Source organism: Kitasatospora sp. NPDC004240 (genome assembly GCF_053603215.1).
Map to the genome: position 1 here is coordinate 43,596 of NZ_JBSGFD010000016.1, position 16,684 is coordinate 60,279.

The window sequence follows — 16,684 nt, forward strand, 5'->3', positions numbered from 1 at the left end:
CGTCCGGCCCAACTCCCCACCCGCTTCCAGAAGGGCACGACAGACACGATGGCGGTACCGACGACCAAGGCGGCCGGTGACGGCAGCGGCCTGGTGGAGATGTCCTGGGACCCGATCACCCGGATCGTGGGCAGCCTCGGCATCCACACGAAGATCGACTTCAAGCAGAAGAGGGTCGCGGAGTGCTACAGCACCTCCTCGGTCTTCCGCGGTTACAGCGTCTTCATGCGGGGCAAGGACCCGCGCGACGCGCACTTCATCACCAGCCGGATCTGCGGCATCTGCGGCGACAACCACGCCACCTGTTCGGTCTACACCCAGAACATGGCGTACGGCGTGAAGCCCCCGCACCTCGGTGAGTGGATCATCAACCTCGGCGAGGCCGCCGAGTACATGTTCGACCACAACATCTTCCAGGAGAACCTGGTCGGGGTCGACTACTGCGAGAAGATGGTCCGCGAGACCAACCCCGGCGTCCTGGAGATGGCCGAACGCACCGAGGCCCCGCACGCCGGCGAGCACGGCTACCGGACCATCGCCGACATCATGCGCTCGCTCAACCCGATCGAGGGCGAGTTCTACCGCGAGGCCCTCCAGGTCAGCCGCTACACCCGGGAGATGTTCTGCCTGATGGAGGGCCGCCACGTGCACCCCTCCACGCTCTACCCGGGCGGCGTCGGCACGGTGGCCACCGTCCAGCTGTTCACCGACTACCTCACCCGGCTGATGCGCTACGTGGAGTTCATGAAGAAGGTCGTGCCGCTCCACGACGACCTCTTCGACTTCTTCTACCAGGCGCTGCCCGGCTACGAGGAGGTCGGCCGCCGCCGCGTCCTGCTCGGCTGCTGGGGCAGCCTCAACGACCCCGACCACTGCGACTTCACCTACCGCAACATGACCGACTGGGGACGGCGGATGTTCGTCACCCCGGGAGTGGTCGTGGACGGCAAGCTGGTCACCAACGACCTCACCGAGATCAACCTCGGCATCCGGATCCTGCTCGGCAGCTCCTACTACGAGGACTGGCAGGGCAAGGAACTCTTCGTCACCCACGACCCGCTCGGCAACCCGGTCGACCCCCGCCACCCGTGGAACCAGCACACCATCCCGCAGCCCCAGAAGCGGGACTTCGACGACAAGTACAGCTGGGTGATGTCCCCGCGCTGGTTCGACGGCAAGGAGCACCTCGCCCTCGACACCGGCGGCGGCCCGATCGCCCGCCTCTGGTCCACCGCGCTCTCCGGCCTGGTCGACATCGGCTACGTCAAGGCCACCGGCCACAGCGTGGTGATCAACCTGCCCCGCTCGATGACCAAGCCCGAGGTCACCTTCGAGTGGAAGATCCCGCAGTGGAGCAACGCCATCGAACGCAACCGCGCCCGCACCTACTTCCAGGCGTACGCGGCCGCGGCGGCCCTGCACTTCGCGGAGAAGGCCCTGGAGGAGGTCCGGGCCGGGCGCAGCCAGACCTGGGAGCGCTTCGAGGTGCCGGACGAGTCCATCGGCTGCGGTTTCACCGAGGCCGTGCGCGGCGTGCTGTCGCACCACATGGTGATCCGCGACGGCAAGATTGCCAACTACCACCCGTACCCGCCGACCCCGTGGAACGCCAGCGTCCGCGACAGCTACGGCACCCCCGGGCCGTACGAGGACGCCGTGCAGAACACGCCGATCTTCGAGGAGAACTCCCCGGAGAACTTCAAGGGCATCGACATCATGCGGGCCGTGCGTAGCTTCGACCCCTGCCTGCCCTGCGGCGTCCACATGTACGTGGGCGGCGGGAAGACCGTGCAGAAGATGCACGTGCCCACCGGCCTCAGCGGGCTCACCGCATGACGCCGGAGCAGACCGGCCTGCGGATCCAGGAGGCCCTGGACCGGCTCGCCGACGACGGCGCGCGCGAGGCCGGCGAGCAACTGGCCCGCGCCCTCCTGGAGTTCCACGCCGACGGCCTCGCCCGGCTGGTCCGGGCGCTGCCGCCGCCCGCCCTCACCGCCCTGCTGGACGACCCCGAGGTGGCCGGACTGCTGGTCCTGCACGACCTGCACCCCGAGGACACCGCCACCCGGATCGCCCGCGCCCTCGCCTCGCTGCCCGAACCGGTCGAGCTGCTCGGCCACGACCCCGCGACCGGCACCGTACGGCTGCGCCGGACCCGCGCCGGCTGCGGCTGCGGCGAGCGGGACGTCGAGGCCGCGCTCGCCACCCACGCACCCGAGGTCACCGCCGTCGTCCTGGAGCGGGCGCCGCAGCTCCTGCAGATCGGCACCCGCCCGGCCACCCCGGCGGAGGCGCGGTGAGCACCCCGCGGATCGACCGGCCCGGCACGGCCCTGCTGCGGCGGCTGCGCGAGCCCGCACCACCGAGGCCCGAACGCTGCGCCTTCTGCGGCCAGCGCGTCCCCGAGGCCCACCGGCACCTGGTGGACACCGAGGAACAGGCCCTCACCTGCGTCTGCACCGCCTGCGGGCTGCTCTTCCAGCGGCCCGGCGCGGCCGGCGGACGCTACCGCAGCGTCCCCGACCGCCACCTGGTGGACCCGGACCACCCGATCGGCGAGGACGCCTGGACGGCCCTCGGCATCCCGGTCGCCGCCGCCTTCCTGTTCCGCAACAGCCGCCAGCAGCGGCTCGTGCTGCTCTACCCGGGCCCCGGCGGGGCCACCGAGAGCGAACCCGACGAGGCCGCCTGGCAGGCCGCGCTCGGCGGCAGCCGGCTGGCCGCCGCCCTGGAACCCGACGTCGAGGCGCTGCTGCTGCGCCGCACCGACGGCGAGGTGCACTGCAGGCTGGTGCCGATCGACGTCTGCTACGAACTGGTCGGCCGGCTGCGGCGCTGCTGGAAGGGCTTCGACGGCGGCGCCGAGGCCCGTGCCGAACTCGACGCCTTCTTCGCCCGCCTCGCCGAACGGGCCCGGCCCCTGCGAGAGGACGACGCCCGGTGACCGAACTCAACTTCTCCTGCGTCGACGTCCGCGCCGCCGAGCACGCGGCCGGGCCGACCCTGCTCCTGCGGCTGCGCGTCACCGCCCCCGCCGACGTCCGCGTCCACGCCCTGGCCCTGCGCTGCCAGCTGCGCATCGAGCCCGCGCGGCGCCCGTACGGCGAGGCCGAGGGCGAGCGGCTGACCGACCTGTTCGGCGAGCGCTCGCGCTGGGGCGGCACCCTCCACCCCGTCCAGTTCGCCCAGGTGCCGCTGATGGTGCCCGGCTTCACCGGCGAGACCGAGGTGGAACTGCCCGTCCCGTGCACCTACGACATGGACGTGGCCGCGGCCCGCTACCTCAGGGCCCTGGACGGCGGCGACGTCCCTCTGCTGCTGCTGTTCTCCGGCACCGCCTTCACCGGCCCCGGCGGCTTCCAGGTCACCCCGGTGCCCTGGGACCGCGAGGCCGCGGTGCGGATGCCCGTACGGGTCTGGCGGGAGGCGATCGACCGGCACTTCCCCGGCTGCGGCTGGCTGCGGCTGCCCGAGGACCTGATGGACGCGCTGCTCGCCCACCGCTCGCGCCGCGCCCTGCCGTCCTGGGAGGCCACCGTACGCGACCTGCTGAACGGCGTCCGGGCCGAGGAGGTGGCCCGGTGACCGCCTTCCCGGACGGGATCGAGGGCCGCTTCGCCCACGCCCGGCAGATCGCCGACGCCGTCCTCTTCGAGGGGTACGTGCTCTACCCGTACCGGGCCTCGGCGGCCAAGAACCGGCTGCGCTGGCAGTTCGGCGTCCTCGTCCCGCCCGGCTACGGAACGGACAGCGGCGAGCACTCCCACCAGCGCACCGAATGCCTGATGGAACCGCGCCCCGGCGACCGGCTGGCCGTCGAGCTGCGCTTCCTGCGGGCCCGCCGGCGCACCGTCCAACGCGCCACGCCCACCGGAGGGTTCGAGACGGTCGACGAGCTCGAACTCGCCGACAAGGTCCTCGTCCCGTGGGACGAGGGCGTCGAGGAACGGGTCGAACTCCTCGTGCCCGTGGAGGAGTTGGCCGCCGGCGAGGTCGTACGGCCGTTCCGGCTGCCGGCCTGCACGGAGACGGAGCTGCTCCGCGAGGGCGGCGCCACCCTCGGCCGGCTGCTGCGCCGGCGCGAGCGGATCGACGGCCTCCTGCGGCTGACCGCGGCCGACGTCCCCGGGCCGTACGCGGCACGGCGGCTGACCGCCGTGGTGGAGAACACCGGCGACTGGACGCCCCGGCCGGACGAGCGGCGGGAGGAGGCGCTGCCGCGCTCGCTGGTCTCGGCGCATCTGCTGCTGGGGCTGGAACGCGGCTCCTTCCTCTCGGTGACCGACCCGCCCGAATGGGCCCGGGCCGCCGTCGGGCAATGCCGCAACGAGCACACCTGGCCGGTCCTCGCCGGCCCGCCCGGCCGCGGCCAGGTGCTGCTCTCCTCGCCGATCATCCTGGAGGACCACCCGAGCATCGCCCCCGAGAGCCTCGGCGCGCTCTACGACGCCACCGAGATCGACGAGATCCTCGCGATGCGGACCGCGGCCCTCACCGACCGCGAGAAGCGCGAGGCCCGGGGCACCGACGAGCGGGCCGGCGCGGTGATCGACCTCGCCGACTCGATGCCCCCCGAGGTACTGGAGCGGCTGCACGGCGCCGTCCGCGGCCTGCGCGAGATCACCGGGAACGCGCCCGACCAGCCCTGGTGGGACCCGGGCGACGACCCCGGGGTCGACCCCGCGCGGGACCGCGTCCAGGTCGGCGGCCACCAGGTGGGCGCCGGCAGCCGGGTCGTGCTGCGGCCCGGCCGGCGGCGCACCGACGCCCAGGACCTCTTCCTGGACGGCCGGACCGCCGTGGTCGAGGCCGTGCTGCACGACGTCGACGGCTCGGTGCACCTGGCGGTGACACTGGAGGACGACCCGGGCGCGGACCTGTGGCGGGCCCAGGGCCGCTACCGCTACTTCCAGCCGGACGAGATCACCCCGCTGGAGGGGCCGTGACGACGGGACGGGTGCTGGTCGCCGGGGTCGGCAACGTCTTCCTCGGCGACGACGGCTTCGGCGTGGAGACCGTCCGACGGCTGCGGGAGCACCCGCTGCCGCCGGACGTCGAGCTGGTCGACGTCGGGGTGCGCGGGGTCCACCTGGCGTACCAACTCCTCGACGGCTACCGAATGTTGCTCCTCGTCGACGCCACCGCCCGGGGCGGCGAGCCGGGCACGGTCTACCTGATCGAGCCCGACGCCGGCCCGGTCGAGGCACCCGGCCCGGTCGGGGTGCCCGTCCTGGACGGGCACCGGATGGGACCGGACGCCGTGCTCGCCCTGCTCGGCACGCTGGCCGCCGGCACGGACGGCCGTCCGCCCGAGCGGATCCTCGTGGTCGGGTGCGAGCCGGCGTCGCTGGAGGAGGGGATCGGACTGAGCGCACCGGTGGCCGCCGCCGTCGAGGAGGCGGTGCGGGTGGTCCTGCGGACCGTCGGTGCGGACGTGCAAGCGGAGAGAGAGGCAACGACATGGTGAAGAACCTGTTCGGCGTGGCCGTGGTGGCCGTGGTCGCGGCGCTGGTCTGGCAGAACCTGGACGAGCTGAAGCGCTATCTGCGCATCCGCCGGATGTGACCGGCGGACGGCCGGGCGCGGCGGATTGCTGCGAACGGCGTAGACGCCGGTGCGGCGGCGGCGCGGCTGCGGGCCGCTGCCGCCGCCGCGGCCTGTAATGAAACCTGTTGCCTCCAGCGGCGGGAACGGGGCCCGATGCACGAGATGTCGATCGCGACCGCAGTCGTCGAACAGGTGGACGCGGCGGCCCGCGAGCACGGGGCGGACGCCGTCGCGCGGGTGCGCCTGCAGGTCGGCGAACTCGCCGGGGTGGTGCCCTCGGCCCTCGACTTCTGCTTCGAACTGGCCTGCGCCGGAACCCTGGTGGAGGGCGCGGTGCTGGAGACCGAGGCGGTCCCGGCCCGCGCCAGATGCCTGCCGTGCGAGGTCGAATGGGCCGTCGGCATGCCACCCGACCTGGGCTGCCCGCGCTGCGACGGCGGCCGGGTCGAACTGCTGGCGGGCCGCGAGCTGCAGATCCTCGGCGTCGAGTGGGCCGAACGCCCCGCCGGCGCCGCGGCCGGACAGGAAGGCTGAACCCCCATGTGTCGCACGGTCGAACTCCGGCAGGCGGTCCTCGCCCGCAACGACGACGGCGCCCGTGAACTACGCGCCCGGCTCGCCGCCCAGGGCACCGTCGCCGTGAACCTGCTCTCCAGCCCGGGCAGCGGCAAGACCGCGCTGCTGGAGGCCGAACTCGGCCTTGCCCGCGACCGCGGCATCCCCGTCGCGGCGCTCACCGCGGACCTCGCGACGGAGAACGACGCGACCCGCCTCGCCCGTTCCGGCGCACCGGTCAAGCAGGTGCTCACCGACGGGCTGTGCCACCTGGAGACGGCGATGCTCGCCGCCGAGCTGGACGGCTGGCTCCCGCCGGGTACCCGGCTGCTGTTCGTGGAGAACGTCGGCAACCTGGTCTGCCCGGCCTCGTACGACCTCGGCGAGTCGCTGCGGGTGGTGCTCGCCTCGGTCACCGAGGGGGAGGACAAGCCGCTCAAGTACCCGACGGCCTTCGGTCTGGCCAACCTGGTGCTGGTGACCAAGGCCGACCTGGCGGCGGCGGTGGAGTTCGACGAGGCCGCGTTCCTGGCGAGCGTCGCGCGGGTCAACCCGGGGGTCGAGGTGGTGTTCACCTCGGCCCGCAGCGGTCAGGGGCTGGGCGAACTGCTCGACCGGGCGTGCGCGGTGCTGGACGGCGCGGAGGTCCACCGGCCGGTGATGGCGGGGGCGCCGGGGCACGGACACAGCCACGGTCACGGGCACGGCCACAGCCACGGCCACGGCCACCCGCATGAGCATCTCCAGGACGCGGCGGTGGAACGGTCGTGACGGCCGGTCAGGCACGGCTCGGCCAGGCCCAGGTCGACCAGGACCGGGCCGACCAGGCGCAGGCCGGCCCGCAGCGGCGCAGGGTGGCCGTCCGCGGGGTCGTCCAGGGCGTCGGCTTCCGGCCCTTCGTCCACTCCCTCGCCGCCGAACTCGGCCTCGCCGGCACCGTCACCAACACCGGCCAAGGGGTCCTGGCCGAGGTCGAGGGCCCGGGGGAGGCCGTGGAGGCGTTCTGCCGACGCGTCGCCGGCGACGCACCGCCGCTGGCCCGGGTCGACTCCGTCGACCACACGCCGCTCACCCCCACCGGCGCCCCCGGCTTCGCCATCACCCCGTCCCGGGACGACGGCCCCCGCCTGGCCCTGGTGCCGCCGGACACCGCCACCTGCGCCGACTGCCTCGCCGAACTCGCCGACCCCGGCGACCGCCGCCACCGGCACCCGTTCATCAGCTGCACCAACTGCGGACCGCGCCACACCATCGTCACCGCCCTGCCCTACGACCGGGCCAACACCACCATGGCCGGCTTCCCGATGTGCCCGGACTGCGCCCGCGAGTACACCGATCCCGCCGACCGCCGCTTCCACGCCCAGCCGATCGGCTGCCACGCCTGCGGCCCCCGGCTCGCCCTCGCCGTACCGGGCCGGCCGAGGCTGGAACGCGAGGCCGCCCTCGACCGGGCCCGCGGGCTGCTGCGCGAGGGGGCGATCCTGGCCGTCAAGGGCATCGGCGGGTACCACCTGGCCTGCGACGCGCTGAACGAGGAGGCCGTCAGCCGGCTGCGCAGGCGCAAGCGGCGCGGTGCCAAGCCCTTCGCCCTGATGGCCCGCGACCTCGGGGAGATCGCCGGACTGGTCCGGACCGGGCCGGTCGAGGAGGAACTGCTCACCGGCCCGGCCCGCCCGATCGTGCTGCTCCGCCGCTCGGGCCGGCCGCTGCCCGCCCTGGAGGCCGTGGCGCCGCGCAGCCCCGACCTCGGCGTGATGCTGCCGTACACCCCGCTGCACCACCTGCTGCTCGCGCCGCCCGGCCCCGGGCTGCTGGTGATGACCAGCGCCAACCTCTCCGGCGAGCCCATCGTGACCGACGACCGGGACGCCTTCGCCCGGCTCGCCCCGCTGGTCGACGCCTGGCTGACGCACGACCGGACCATCCACGTCCCGTGCGAGGACTCGGTGGTGCGGGTGGTGGACGGCGAGCAGCTGCCGGTCCGCCGCTCCCGCGGCCACGCGCCGCTGCCGCTGCCGCTCCCCGTGCCCGTCCGGCCGGTGCTCGCCGTCGGCGGGGACCTCAAGAACACCTTCGCCCTGGCCCGTGACGGCTACGCCTGGCTCTCCGGTCACATCGGGGACATGGACGACCTGGCCACGCTGGAGGCCTTCGACCGCGCGGTGGCGCACCTGGAGGCGGTCACCGGGGTCCGCCCCGAGGTACTGGCGGTCGACCGCCACCCCGGCTACCGGTCCGCCCGGCACGCCCGGTACTCCCGCCCCCGGGAGGAGCTGCGGCCGGTCCAGCACCACCACGCGCACATCGCCTCCGTCATGGCCGAGCACGGGCTCGACGGCAGCCGTCCCGTCATCGGGGTGGCCTTCGACGGCACCGGCTACGGCGACGACGGCGCGGTGTGGGGCGGCGAGGTGCTGCTCGCCGACTACGCCGGCTACCGCCGGTACGGGCACCTCGGCTACGTCCCGCTGCCGGGCGGCGACGCCGCGGTGGAGCGGCCCTACCGGATGGCGCTGGCCCACCTGTGGGCGGCCGGCATCCCCTGGGCGGCCGGGATGCCGCCGCTGCGGGCCTGCGCGGACGGCGAACCGCCGCTGCTGGCCCGGCAGTTGGAGCGCTCACTGAACTGTGTGCCGACATCGAGCATGGGCCGGCTGTTCGACGCGGTGTCCTCGCTGGCCGGGATCTGCCAGCGGGCCGAGTACGAGGCGCAGGCGGCCATCGAGCTGGAGGCCGCGGCGCTGACGCACGGTCCGGCCGACGGATACGCCTTCCACCTGCGCAGGGACGGCGAGGAGTTGATCGGCGATCCCGGGCCGCTCCTGGCCGCGGTGATCGCCGACCTCGCCGCCGGCGCGGCGGCTGGCCTGATCGCGGCCCGCTTCCACGACGCGGTGGCCGGGCTGGTCCACGCGCTGTGCCGGGCCGCCCGTGAGGAGTGCGGGTCGGAGACGGTCGCCCTGAGCGGAGGGGTCTTCGCCAACGCGCTGCTCTCCTCGGACTGTTCGGGGCGGCTGAGGGCGGACGGCTTCACCGTGCTGCGGCACCGCCGGGTGCCCCCCAACGACGGCGGACTGGCGCTCGGCCAGCTGATGGTGGCCGCCCGGGCCGGCGGCCCGGGCGCCGGTTGAGAGGAGAGAGCGCATGTGCCTGGCGGTGCCCGGCAGGGTGATGGAGATCGCGGAGCGGGACGGCACACGGATGGCGGTCGTCGACTTCGGCGGAGTCGTCAAGGACGTGTGCCTGGAGTACCTCCCCGACCTGGAGGTGGGGGAGTACGCCATCGTGCACGTCGGGTTCGCGTTGCAGCGCCTGGACGAGGAGTCGGCCCGGCGGACCCTGGAGCTCTTCGCCGAACTCGGCCTGCTTCAGGAGGAGTTCGGAGACCCATGGGAGGCGGCGGCCGGCCAGGCCGGGACGGAGGAGCGGAGTTGAGGTACCTGGAGGAGTTCCAGAACCCGGAGCTCGCGGGCGGACTGCTCGCCGACATCCGGGCGGCGGTGACCAGACCGTGGGCCCTGATGGAGGTGTGCGGCGGGCAGACGCACACCATCATCCGGCACGGGATCGACCAACTGCTGCCGGAAGGCGTGGAGTTGATCCACGGGCCGGGCTGCCCGGTGTGCGTCACCCCGCTGGAGGTGATCGACCGGGCGCTGGCGATCGCCGCCCGGCCCGGGGTGATCTTCTGCTCCTTCGGCGACATGCTGCGGGTGCCGGGCACCGACCGCGACCTGTTCCGGGTGCGCGGGGAGGGCGGCGACGTCCGGGTGGTCTACTCGCCGCTGGACGCGCTGCGGATCGCCCGGGAGAACCCCGACCGCGAGGTGGTCTTCTTCGGCATCGGCTTCGAGACCACCGCCCCGCCCAATGCCATGGCCGTCCACCAGGCCCGCAGACAGGGCGTGCGCAACTTCAGCATGCTGGTCTCGCACGTGCGGGTGCCCCCCGCCATCGAGGCCATCATGAACTCGCCCGACTGCCGGGTGCAGGGCTTCCTCGCCGCCGGCCACGTGTGCAGCGTCATGGGCACCGACGAGTACCCGGCGCTGGCCGAACGCCATCGGGTGCCGATCGTCGTCACCGGCTTCGAACCGCTCGACATCCTGGAGGGGATCCGGCGCACCGTACGGCAGTTGGAGCGCGGCGAGCACACCGTCGACAACGCGTACCCGCGAGCGGTGCGCCCCGAGGGCAACCCGGCGGCGCGGGCCATGCTGGAGGACGTCTTCGAGGTCACCGACCGGGCCTGGCGCGGGATCGGCGTCATCCCGATGAGCGGCTGGCGGCTCTCCCCGCGCTACCGCGACCACGACGCCGAGTACCGCTTCGACGTCGCCGGGATCACCACCCGCGAGCCCGCCGCGTGCCGCAGCGGCGAGGTCCTGCAAGGTCTGCTCAAGCCGAACCAGTGCGAGGCCTTCGGCACCGTCTGCACCCCGCGCACCCCGCTCGGCGCCACCATGGTGTCCAGCGAGGGGGCCTGCGCCGCGTACTACCTCTACCGGCGGCTCGGCACGCCGGCCGTGACCCGGGAGGCGAGCCCCGTTGGCTGACACCGAGACCCTGGCCGAGCCGGCCGCCGGGCCCGACCTCTCCGGGTGGAGCTGTCCGCTGCCGCTGCGCGACCACCCCCGGGTGGTGATGGGGCACGGGGGCGGCGGGGCGATGTCCGCCGAGCTCGTGACCGACCTCTTCGCCCCCGCCTACGGCGGCCGCACGCTCGCCGGACTCGCGGACTCCGCGGTCCTCGAACTCGGCGGCGCCAGACTGGCGTTCTCCACCGACTCCTACGTCGTCCGGCCGCTGTTCTTCCCCGGCGGCAGCATCGGCGACCTCGCCGTCAACGGGACGGTCAACGACCTCGCGATGAGCGGGGCCCGGCCCGCCTACCTCTCCTGCGGCTTCATCCTGGAGGAGGGCGTGGAGATGGCCGTGGTGGACCGGGTCGCCCGGGCCCTCGGCGCCGCCGCGCGGGCCGCCGGGGTGGAGGTCGTCACCGGCGACACCAAGGTGGTCGAGGCCGGCCACGGCGACGGCGTCTACCTGAACACCGCCGGCATCGGGCTCGTCCCGGCGGGCGTGGACATCAGGCCGCAGCGCGCCGTCCCCGGCGACGTGGTGATCGTCAGCGGGGAGATCGGGCTGCACGGCGTCGCCATCATGAGCGTCCGCGAGGGCCTGGAGTTCGGCGTGGAGATCGAGAGCGACTGCGCCGCGCTCGGCGGTCTGGTCGAGACGATGCTCGCCGTCACCCCCGACCTGCACGTGCTGCGTGACCCCACCCGCGGCGGCCTCGCCGCGGCGCTCAACGAGATCGCGGCCGCCGCCGGCGTGGGTGTGGTGGTGAACGAGCGCGCCGTCCCCGTCCCGCCGCAGGTGGCCAACGCCTGCGCCGTCCTGGGCCTCGACCCGCTGTACGTCGCCAACGAGGGCAAGCTGGTCGCCTTCGTCCCCCGCGCCGAGGCCGACGCCGTCCTCGCCGCGATGCGCTCCCACCCGCTGGGCGCCGGCGCGGCGGTCATCGGCGAGTGCGTCCCCGAGCACCCCGGCATGGTGGTCGCCCGTACGGCCTTCGGCGGCACCCGGGTGATGGACCTGCCGATGGGCGAACAGCTGCCCCGGATCTGCTGACCGGCCTCCCCGGCCCCCGACGGCGGCCCCGGCGCGTGTGCGACACCACGCGCCGGGGCCGCGCCCATGACGGGCGGCCGGGGTCCGTCAGCCGTTGGCGAGGGCCTGGAGACGGTCGTAGGCGCCGTTGAAGAGGTTCTGGTCGCCCGGGAAGGTGCCGGAGTCGGCGTACTGCCAGAAGGTCTGGTAGCTCCAGCCGTTGGGGAGGGTGCCGACGGTGGAGGAGTAACGGGCGATCCAGAGCGGGTTGGTGGCACCGAAGCCGCCGTGGTTGCCCGTGCAGGTGGCCCACCAGTTGGTGGTGGTGTAGATGGTCGGGTAGCGGCCGGTGCGGGAGCGGACGGTGTCGCTGAAGGAGCGGATCCAGCTGACCATGGCGCTCTGGCTGAGGCCGTAGCAGGTGGCGCCGTACGGGTTGTACTCGATGTCGAGGGCGGGCGGGAGGGTCCTGCCGTCCCGTGACCAGCCACCGCCGTGATCCACGAACCAGGTGGCCTGGGCGTAGCCGGAGGAGCGGTCCGGCAGTGCGAAGTGGTAGGCGCCGCGGATCAGGCCGACGTTGTAGGAGCCGTTGTACTGCTGGGCGAAGTACGGGTTGCGGTAGGTCGTGCCCTCGGTCGCCTTGACGTAGGCGAAGCGGGCGCCCTTGGCCTTCACGGAGGCCCAGTCGACGTTGCCCTGGTAGCTGGCGACGTCCAGCCCGGGGGTCTGGGTGACGGTGAGGGAGGGGGCGGGGACGCCGGATCTGCCCTCGTGCGCGGCGACGGTCGAGCCGGCGAAGTCGCGCTCGGGGTGCAGGGGCGGCAGGTGCCGGCCGGCCTCGGCCGGGTCGGCGGGGGCAGTGGCGGGGGAGGGGGTCCCGGGGTCGGCCGCGTGGGCCGGTGTGCAGACGCCGGCGGTCAGGGCGGCCGCGGCGGTGAGGACGGCGAGGGCGGGGATCCGGCGGGCTTTCCGGGCTTCGGCACGGCGGACGGTGCCGATGGTGCCGATGGTGCTGGCGATGCCGGTGGGGCTGGCGGAGCGGGAAGTGCTGGACATGAACACTCCTCTGGTCCGGTTCTGACGTTCCGTGGGTCACGGTGGAGCCGGAACGCCGGTGAGGGTTCCGGCGGGGCAGGCTAGCCATGTACCCGCCAGTAGGCCCGGCTATCCGCGGCCCGGGCCACCATCACGTCCGGGCGGCCGCCCGGACACGGCGTCAGGCGGTCGCCACCGTGGTCGTGACGCGGACGAGGCAGGGCCGGCGGGGCGTGGAGCCGAAGCCGAAGCGCACCGGCGCGACCGGTGCGAGAGGTCCGAGCTCCCGGCCGTCGAGGACCGCGCGCGCCGTGGTGAGCACGCGGAGGTCGCGGACGCCGTACCACTCGCGCCGCCCCCGGCCGGCCGTCCCCCGGGTCCGTACGCCCAGGAGGAGGCGGGCGGGTGGATCCGTCACCGCGGTCCACGCCGGCCGGGCGGCGAGCGGCCCGGGGACCGCCCGGAGCAGCAGCCCCAGCGCGCCCCGGTGCCCGACGGTGAAGCGCAGGTCGAGCGGACCGGCCGCGACCGTCCACGACCGCTCCGCCCGGTCCACGCGGACCGGCGCGATCCGTACCCGGTCGAAGGTGTACGTGTCGGCGATGAACTCCGCGGTCCGGTCGGTGGGGGCCAGCAGGAGGCGTTCCCCGTCGGGGCGCTCGATCATGACGTCGGTGAACGGGCCGAACGGCGAGGCCGCCCAGTGACCCACGACGACGCGGGTGCCGGAGGCCGTGCCGATGCCGGCGATCCAGCCGTCGAAACGCAGCCGGGAGGTGCGCGACGGGGCTCGGGGCGACGGGGTCACCGCTCCTCCTCGGACGGGGAATACGCCGTTCCCACCTCTACCGCCTCCCGTCCCCGACGGCCATGCGGAGGCCGCCGCCCGTCCTCCGGACGGCGGCCGTTCCACGGGGTACCGCGGGGTCGGCCGCGGTTCGCGCGAGGGTCAGGAGAGCTGGCCGTCGTAGTCCGGCAGCTTGAAGGTCTTCTCCGCGTGACCGCCCACCAGGTCGGTGGTGTTGTTGCCGATGTTGGCGATGATCGTGTAGCCGTCGCGCTCGATCTCCTGCCGCTTGGCGGTCTTGAAGGTCGAGGGCTCCTGGAAGAGGTCCCACACCGTCCGCCCGTACAGGCCGTCGACGGGGTAGCCGACCTTGGTCAGGTTGTAGCGGGTGAAGCAGTCGATGAAGTCGGGGCGGGCCGTGACGAAGAAGACCTTCACCCCGCGGGCGTTGGCGGTCCGCGCCACGTTCAGCACGGCGGTCATCGCCGGGGTGGGGTAGGAGGGCGTGTAGTCGGTCTCCAGTGAGGTGTTGTCGATGTCGAGGACGATCGCCGGCCGGTAGCCCACCGGCGTCTGCGGCACTCTGGCCTTCACATGGGCGTTGGCGGAGTCGGCGACGACCTGCACGTCCTTCAGCCAGGTCTCGTACGGCACGCTCGGTCGTCCCAGCCCCTGCAGTGCGCTCGGTGCGCTCGGCGTGCTCGGTGCGGGCTGCGCGGCGGGCGCGATGGGCGCCGGGGGCGCGGTCGGGGCCGCGACGGCCGGCTGGGCGGCGACGGCCGCGAGCGCCGCGCCCGCGAGGGACACCGTCACGAGGCTGCGGATCGAGGGCTTTCCTGCCATGAGCATGCTCCTGATGTAGGCGATGGGAGCAGGATGGGCCATCCCGGTTACCGATGGGTAGACATCGGGCGAAGATCGTTTCCGAGCGGGCGGGGGCGCGCGCCGCCACCGTGGCGGCCGCCGGTCACCGGTCCGGGATGGCCTGTTGGGCCCAGATGACCTTGCCGGTGTCGGTGTAGCGGGTGCCCCAGCGTTCGGAGAGCTGGGCCACCAGGAAGAGGCCGCGTCCGCCCTCGTCCGTGGCGGCGGCGTAGCGCAGGTGCGGGGAGGTGCTGGCGGAGTCGGCGACCTCGCAGATCAGGCCGCGGTCGCGGAGCAGCCGGACGTGGACGGGGCCGCCGGCGTACCGGACGGCGTTGGTGACCAGTTCGCTGAGGATCAGTTCGGTGCTGAAGGCGAGCTCGTCCAGGCCCCAGGCGTGCAGCTGCCGGGCGGCCTCGGCGCGGACACCGGCGACGGCGGCCGGGTCGGAGGGCACGTCCCACCCCGCCATCCACTCGGGGGCGAGGGCGTGGGTGCGGGCGACGAGGAGGGCCACGTCGTCCTCGTGGCGGTCGGGCAGCAGGGCGTCCAGGACGGCCCGGCAGGCCTCGTCGGGGGTGCGGCCGGGCCGGGCGAGGGCCTCGCGCACCAGGTCGAGTCCGATGTCGATGTCGCGGGTGCGGGCCTCCACGAGACCGTCGGTGAACAGCACCAGCAGGCTGCCCTCCGGCAGTTCGAGCTCGGCGGTGGTGAAGGGCATGCCGCGCAGCCCGAGCGGCGGCCCGACCGGGGTGTCGGGGATGTGCACCGTGCCGTCGGGGTGGACCACGACGGCGGGCAGGTGGCCGGCCCGGGCGAGCTGGCAGCGCCGGGTGGTGGGGTCGTAGACGGCGTACAGGCAGGTGGCGCCGATGACCACGTCGGTGCCGCTGGCGGTCTCCTCCTCGTCGATGCGGCTGACCACGTCGTCGAGGTGGGTGAGGAGTTCGTCGGGCGGCAGGTCCAGGGAGGAGAAGTTGTGGACGGCGGTGCGCAGCCGGCCCATGGTGGCGGCGGCGTGCAGGCCGTGGCCGACGACGTCGCCGACGACGAGGGCGACCCGGGCGCCGGAGAGCGGGATGACGTCGAACCAGTCGCCGCCGACGCCGGCGTGGGCGGGCAGGTAGCGGTAGGCGGCGTCGACGGCGTCCTGGTCGGGCAGGCCGCGGGGGAGCAGGCTGTGCTGGAGGGTGACGGCCATGGCCTGGCTGCCGGTGATGGCCGCGCTGAGCTGCTCCTGGGTGGTGTAGCGGCCCTCGAAGACGCCGTTGTTGCGGCCCAGGCGCAGGACGGCGACACGGTCGGCGACCGCCTGCACGTCGTCGAGGTTGTGGCTGACCAGGAGGACGGCGTGGCCCTGGTCGCGCAGCCGGCGGATCAGGTCGAGGGTGTGGCCGGTCTGTTCGAGGCCGAGCGCGGCGGTGGGCTCGTCCAGGACGACGAGGTCGGGCCGGCCGATCAGGGCGCGGGCGATGGCGACGGCCTGGCGCTGGCCGCCGGACAGCGAGGCGACCGGGATCCGGACGCTGGGCAGGCGGACGGAGAGCCGTTCGAGGAGGGCGATGGAACGCTTCTCCATCTCGACCTCGCGGAGCAGCCCGAAGCGGTGCAGCTCGCGGCCCAGGTAGAGGTTGGCCACGGTGTCGAGGGTCTCGCAGAGGGCGAGGTCCTGGTAGACGGTGACGATGCCGAGGCGGTGGGCGTCCACCGGCCGGCGGAGGTCGACGGGGTCGCCCCGCCAGGTGATGGTGCCGCCGTCCGGGGGGTCGACGCCGGCGATGGTCCTGATCAGGGTGGACTTGCCGGCGCCGTTGTCGCCGACCAGGGCGACGATCTCGCCGGGGGCGACGTCCAGGTCGACCCGGCTGAGTGCCTGCAGGGAACCGAAGCGCTTGGAGATGCCGCGCAGCGACAGCAGCGGCACGCGGGCCACCTGACCACCTCCGCTCGTCCCCGTTACCGGCCTTCCCCCGTCTTGTCCGGGTCCGCTGCCCCGAGTCTGCCGGTCGGGCGCGCCCGGGCGGGCCAGCAACACGCTGGAACGGGGTGATGCCCCACGACCGGGCCCCCGGGGCACTCGGGGCCGAGGGCTGTTTTCCGCCATCCATCGGTCGTACAGGAATCAACGTTTCCGGAAGTGGCCGGACGATTCCCCGAGCGCCGGGACGTCCCTTTTCTGTGACCTCCGCCACAGCCCGGTGCGCCGCCGCGGCCGTCGACGGTGATTCCCCTGGCCGGATCAATTCGCGGTGGCCGGAATAGATGTGATCATTCGTCAAA

General features: G+C 73.9%; 16 protein-coding genes and 2 pseudogenes. 13 read left to right on the top strand and 5 right to left on the bottom strand.

Annotated elements, in window-relative coordinates:
- Positions 1 to 48 precede the first annotated feature (48 nt).
- From ACWEQL_RS07095 to hypE, 13 genes are all read left to right on the top strand, one after another.
- Entirely contained in the window at positions 49 to 1,836 is a 1,788-nt protein-coding gene (locus tag ACWEQL_RS07095) for a nickel-dependent hydrogenase large subunit (protein ID WP_452149165.1), read from the top strand.
- The gene (locus tag ACWEQL_RS07100; protein WP_452149166.1) at positions 1,833 to 2,300 is read left to right on the top strand and encodes a thioredoxin; all 468 of its coding nucleotides are present in this window, start codon (positions 1,833 to 1,835) and stop codon (positions 2,298 to 2,300) included. The genes ACWEQL_RS07095 and ACWEQL_RS07100 overlap by 4 nt, the downstream gene beginning before the upstream one ends.
- Positions 2,297 to 2,944: a DUF5947 family protein gene (locus tag ACWEQL_RS07105; RefSeq protein ID WP_452149167.1), complete on the top strand. Its 648-nt coding sequence runs from the start codon at positions 2,297 to 2,299 to the stop codon at positions 2,942 to 2,944. Before ACWEQL_RS07100 ends, ACWEQL_RS07105 begins: the two co-directional genes overlap by 4 nt.
- The gene (locus ACWEQL_RS07110; RefSeq protein ID WP_452149168.1) at positions 2,941 to 3,585 is read left to right on the top strand and encodes a DUF6084 family protein; all 645 of its coding nucleotides are present in this window, start codon (positions 2,941 to 2,943) and stop codon (positions 3,583 to 3,585) included. Before ACWEQL_RS07105 ends, ACWEQL_RS07110 begins: the two co-directional genes overlap by 4 nt.
- Positions 3,582 to 4,946, top strand: a complete 1,365-nt coding sequence (locus ACWEQL_RS07115; protein ID WP_452149169.1) for a hypothetical protein — start codon at positions 3,582 to 3,584, stop codon at positions 4,944 to 4,946. Before ACWEQL_RS07110 ends, ACWEQL_RS07115 begins: the two co-directional genes overlap by 4 nt.
- Positions 4,943 to 5,467: a hydrogenase maturation protease gene (locus ACWEQL_RS07120; protein ID WP_452149170.1), complete on the top strand. Its 525-nt coding sequence runs from the start codon at positions 4,943 to 4,945 to the stop codon at positions 5,465 to 5,467. The genes ACWEQL_RS07115 and ACWEQL_RS07120 overlap by 4 nt, the downstream gene beginning before the upstream one ends.
- Entirely contained in the window at positions 5,461 to 5,565 is a 105-nt protein-coding gene (locus tag ACWEQL_RS07125; RefSeq protein ID WP_452149171.1) for a DUF6893 family small protein, read from the top strand. Before ACWEQL_RS07120 ends, ACWEQL_RS07125 begins: the two co-directional genes overlap by 7 nt.
- A 135-nt stretch (positions 5,566 to 5,700) precedes the next feature.
- Complete coding sequence (gene hypA / locus ACWEQL_RS07130; protein ID WP_452149172.1) at positions 5,701 to 6,081, top strand: hydrogenase maturation nickel metallochaperone HypA; 381 nt, start codon at positions 5,701 to 5,703, stop codon at positions 6,079 to 6,081.
- 6 nt (positions 6,082 to 6,087) lie between these two features.
- On the top strand, positions 6,088 to 6,873 hold the full coding sequence (gene hypB, locus ACWEQL_RS07135) for a hydrogenase nickel incorporation protein HypB (RefSeq protein WP_452149173.1): 786 nt from the start codon (positions 6,088 to 6,090) through the stop codon (positions 6,871 to 6,873).
- A complete protein-coding gene (gene hypF / locus ACWEQL_RS07140) occupies positions 6,870 to 9,233 on the top strand; it encodes a carbamoyltransferase HypF (RefSeq protein WP_452149174.1) in 2,364 nt (787 codons plus the stop codon). Before hypB ends, hypF begins: the two co-directional genes overlap by 4 nt.
- Positions 9,234 to 9,246: 13 nt before the next feature.
- On the top strand, positions 9,247 to 9,537 hold the full coding sequence (locus tag ACWEQL_RS07145; RefSeq protein ID WP_452149175.1) for a HypC/HybG/HupF family hydrogenase formation chaperone: 291 nt from the start codon (positions 9,247 to 9,249) through the stop codon (positions 9,535 to 9,537).
- Entirely contained in the window at positions 9,534 to 10,658 is a 1,125-nt protein-coding gene (gene hypD, locus ACWEQL_RS07150) for a hydrogenase formation protein HypD (protein WP_452149176.1), read from the top strand. Before ACWEQL_RS07145 ends, hypD begins: the two co-directional genes overlap by 4 nt.
- Positions 10,651 to 11,736 (top strand): hydrogenase expression/formation protein HypE, encoded by a 1,086-nt coding sequence (gene hypE, locus ACWEQL_RS07155; protein ID WP_452149177.1) that lies wholly within the window; start codon positions 10,651 to 10,653, stop codon positions 11,734 to 11,736. Before hypD ends, hypE begins: the two co-directional genes overlap by 8 nt.
- 87 nt (positions 11,737 to 11,823) lie before the next feature.
- On the opposite strand, the gene ACWEQL_RS07160 is transcribed toward hypE, so the two are convergent.
- From ACWEQL_RS07160 to ACWEQL_RS07180, 5 genes and pseudogenes are all read right to left on the bottom strand, one after another.
- A complete protein-coding gene (locus tag ACWEQL_RS07160; RefSeq protein WP_452149178.1) occupies positions 11,824 to 12,774 on the bottom strand; it encodes a lysozyme in 951 nt (316 codons plus the stop codon).
- A gap of 160 nt (positions 12,775 to 12,934) precedes the next feature.
- Positions 12,935 to 13,561 (bottom strand): hypothetical protein, encoded by a 627-nt coding sequence (locus tag ACWEQL_RS07165; RefSeq protein ID WP_452149179.1) that lies wholly within the window; start codon positions 13,559 to 13,561, stop codon positions 12,935 to 12,937.
- 141 nt (positions 13,562 to 13,702) lie between these two features.
- Positions 13,703 to 14,383, bottom strand: coding sequence for an HAD family acid phosphatase (locus ACWEQL_RS07170; protein ID WP_452149180.1), 681 nt, complete (start codon positions 14,381 to 14,383; stop codon positions 13,703 to 13,705).
- Between the two features lie 124 nt (positions 14,384 to 14,507).
- Positions 14,508 to 15,620: pseudogene (locus ACWEQL_RS07175) on the bottom strand (ATP-binding SpoIIE family protein phosphatase); the annotation flags it as partial.
- A 213-nt stretch (positions 15,621 to 15,833) separates the two neighbouring features.
- Positions 15,834 to 16,508, bottom strand: a pseudogene (locus ACWEQL_RS07180) (ATP-binding cassette domain-containing protein); the annotation flags it as partial.
- Positions 16,509 to 16,684: the final 176 nt, after the last annotated feature.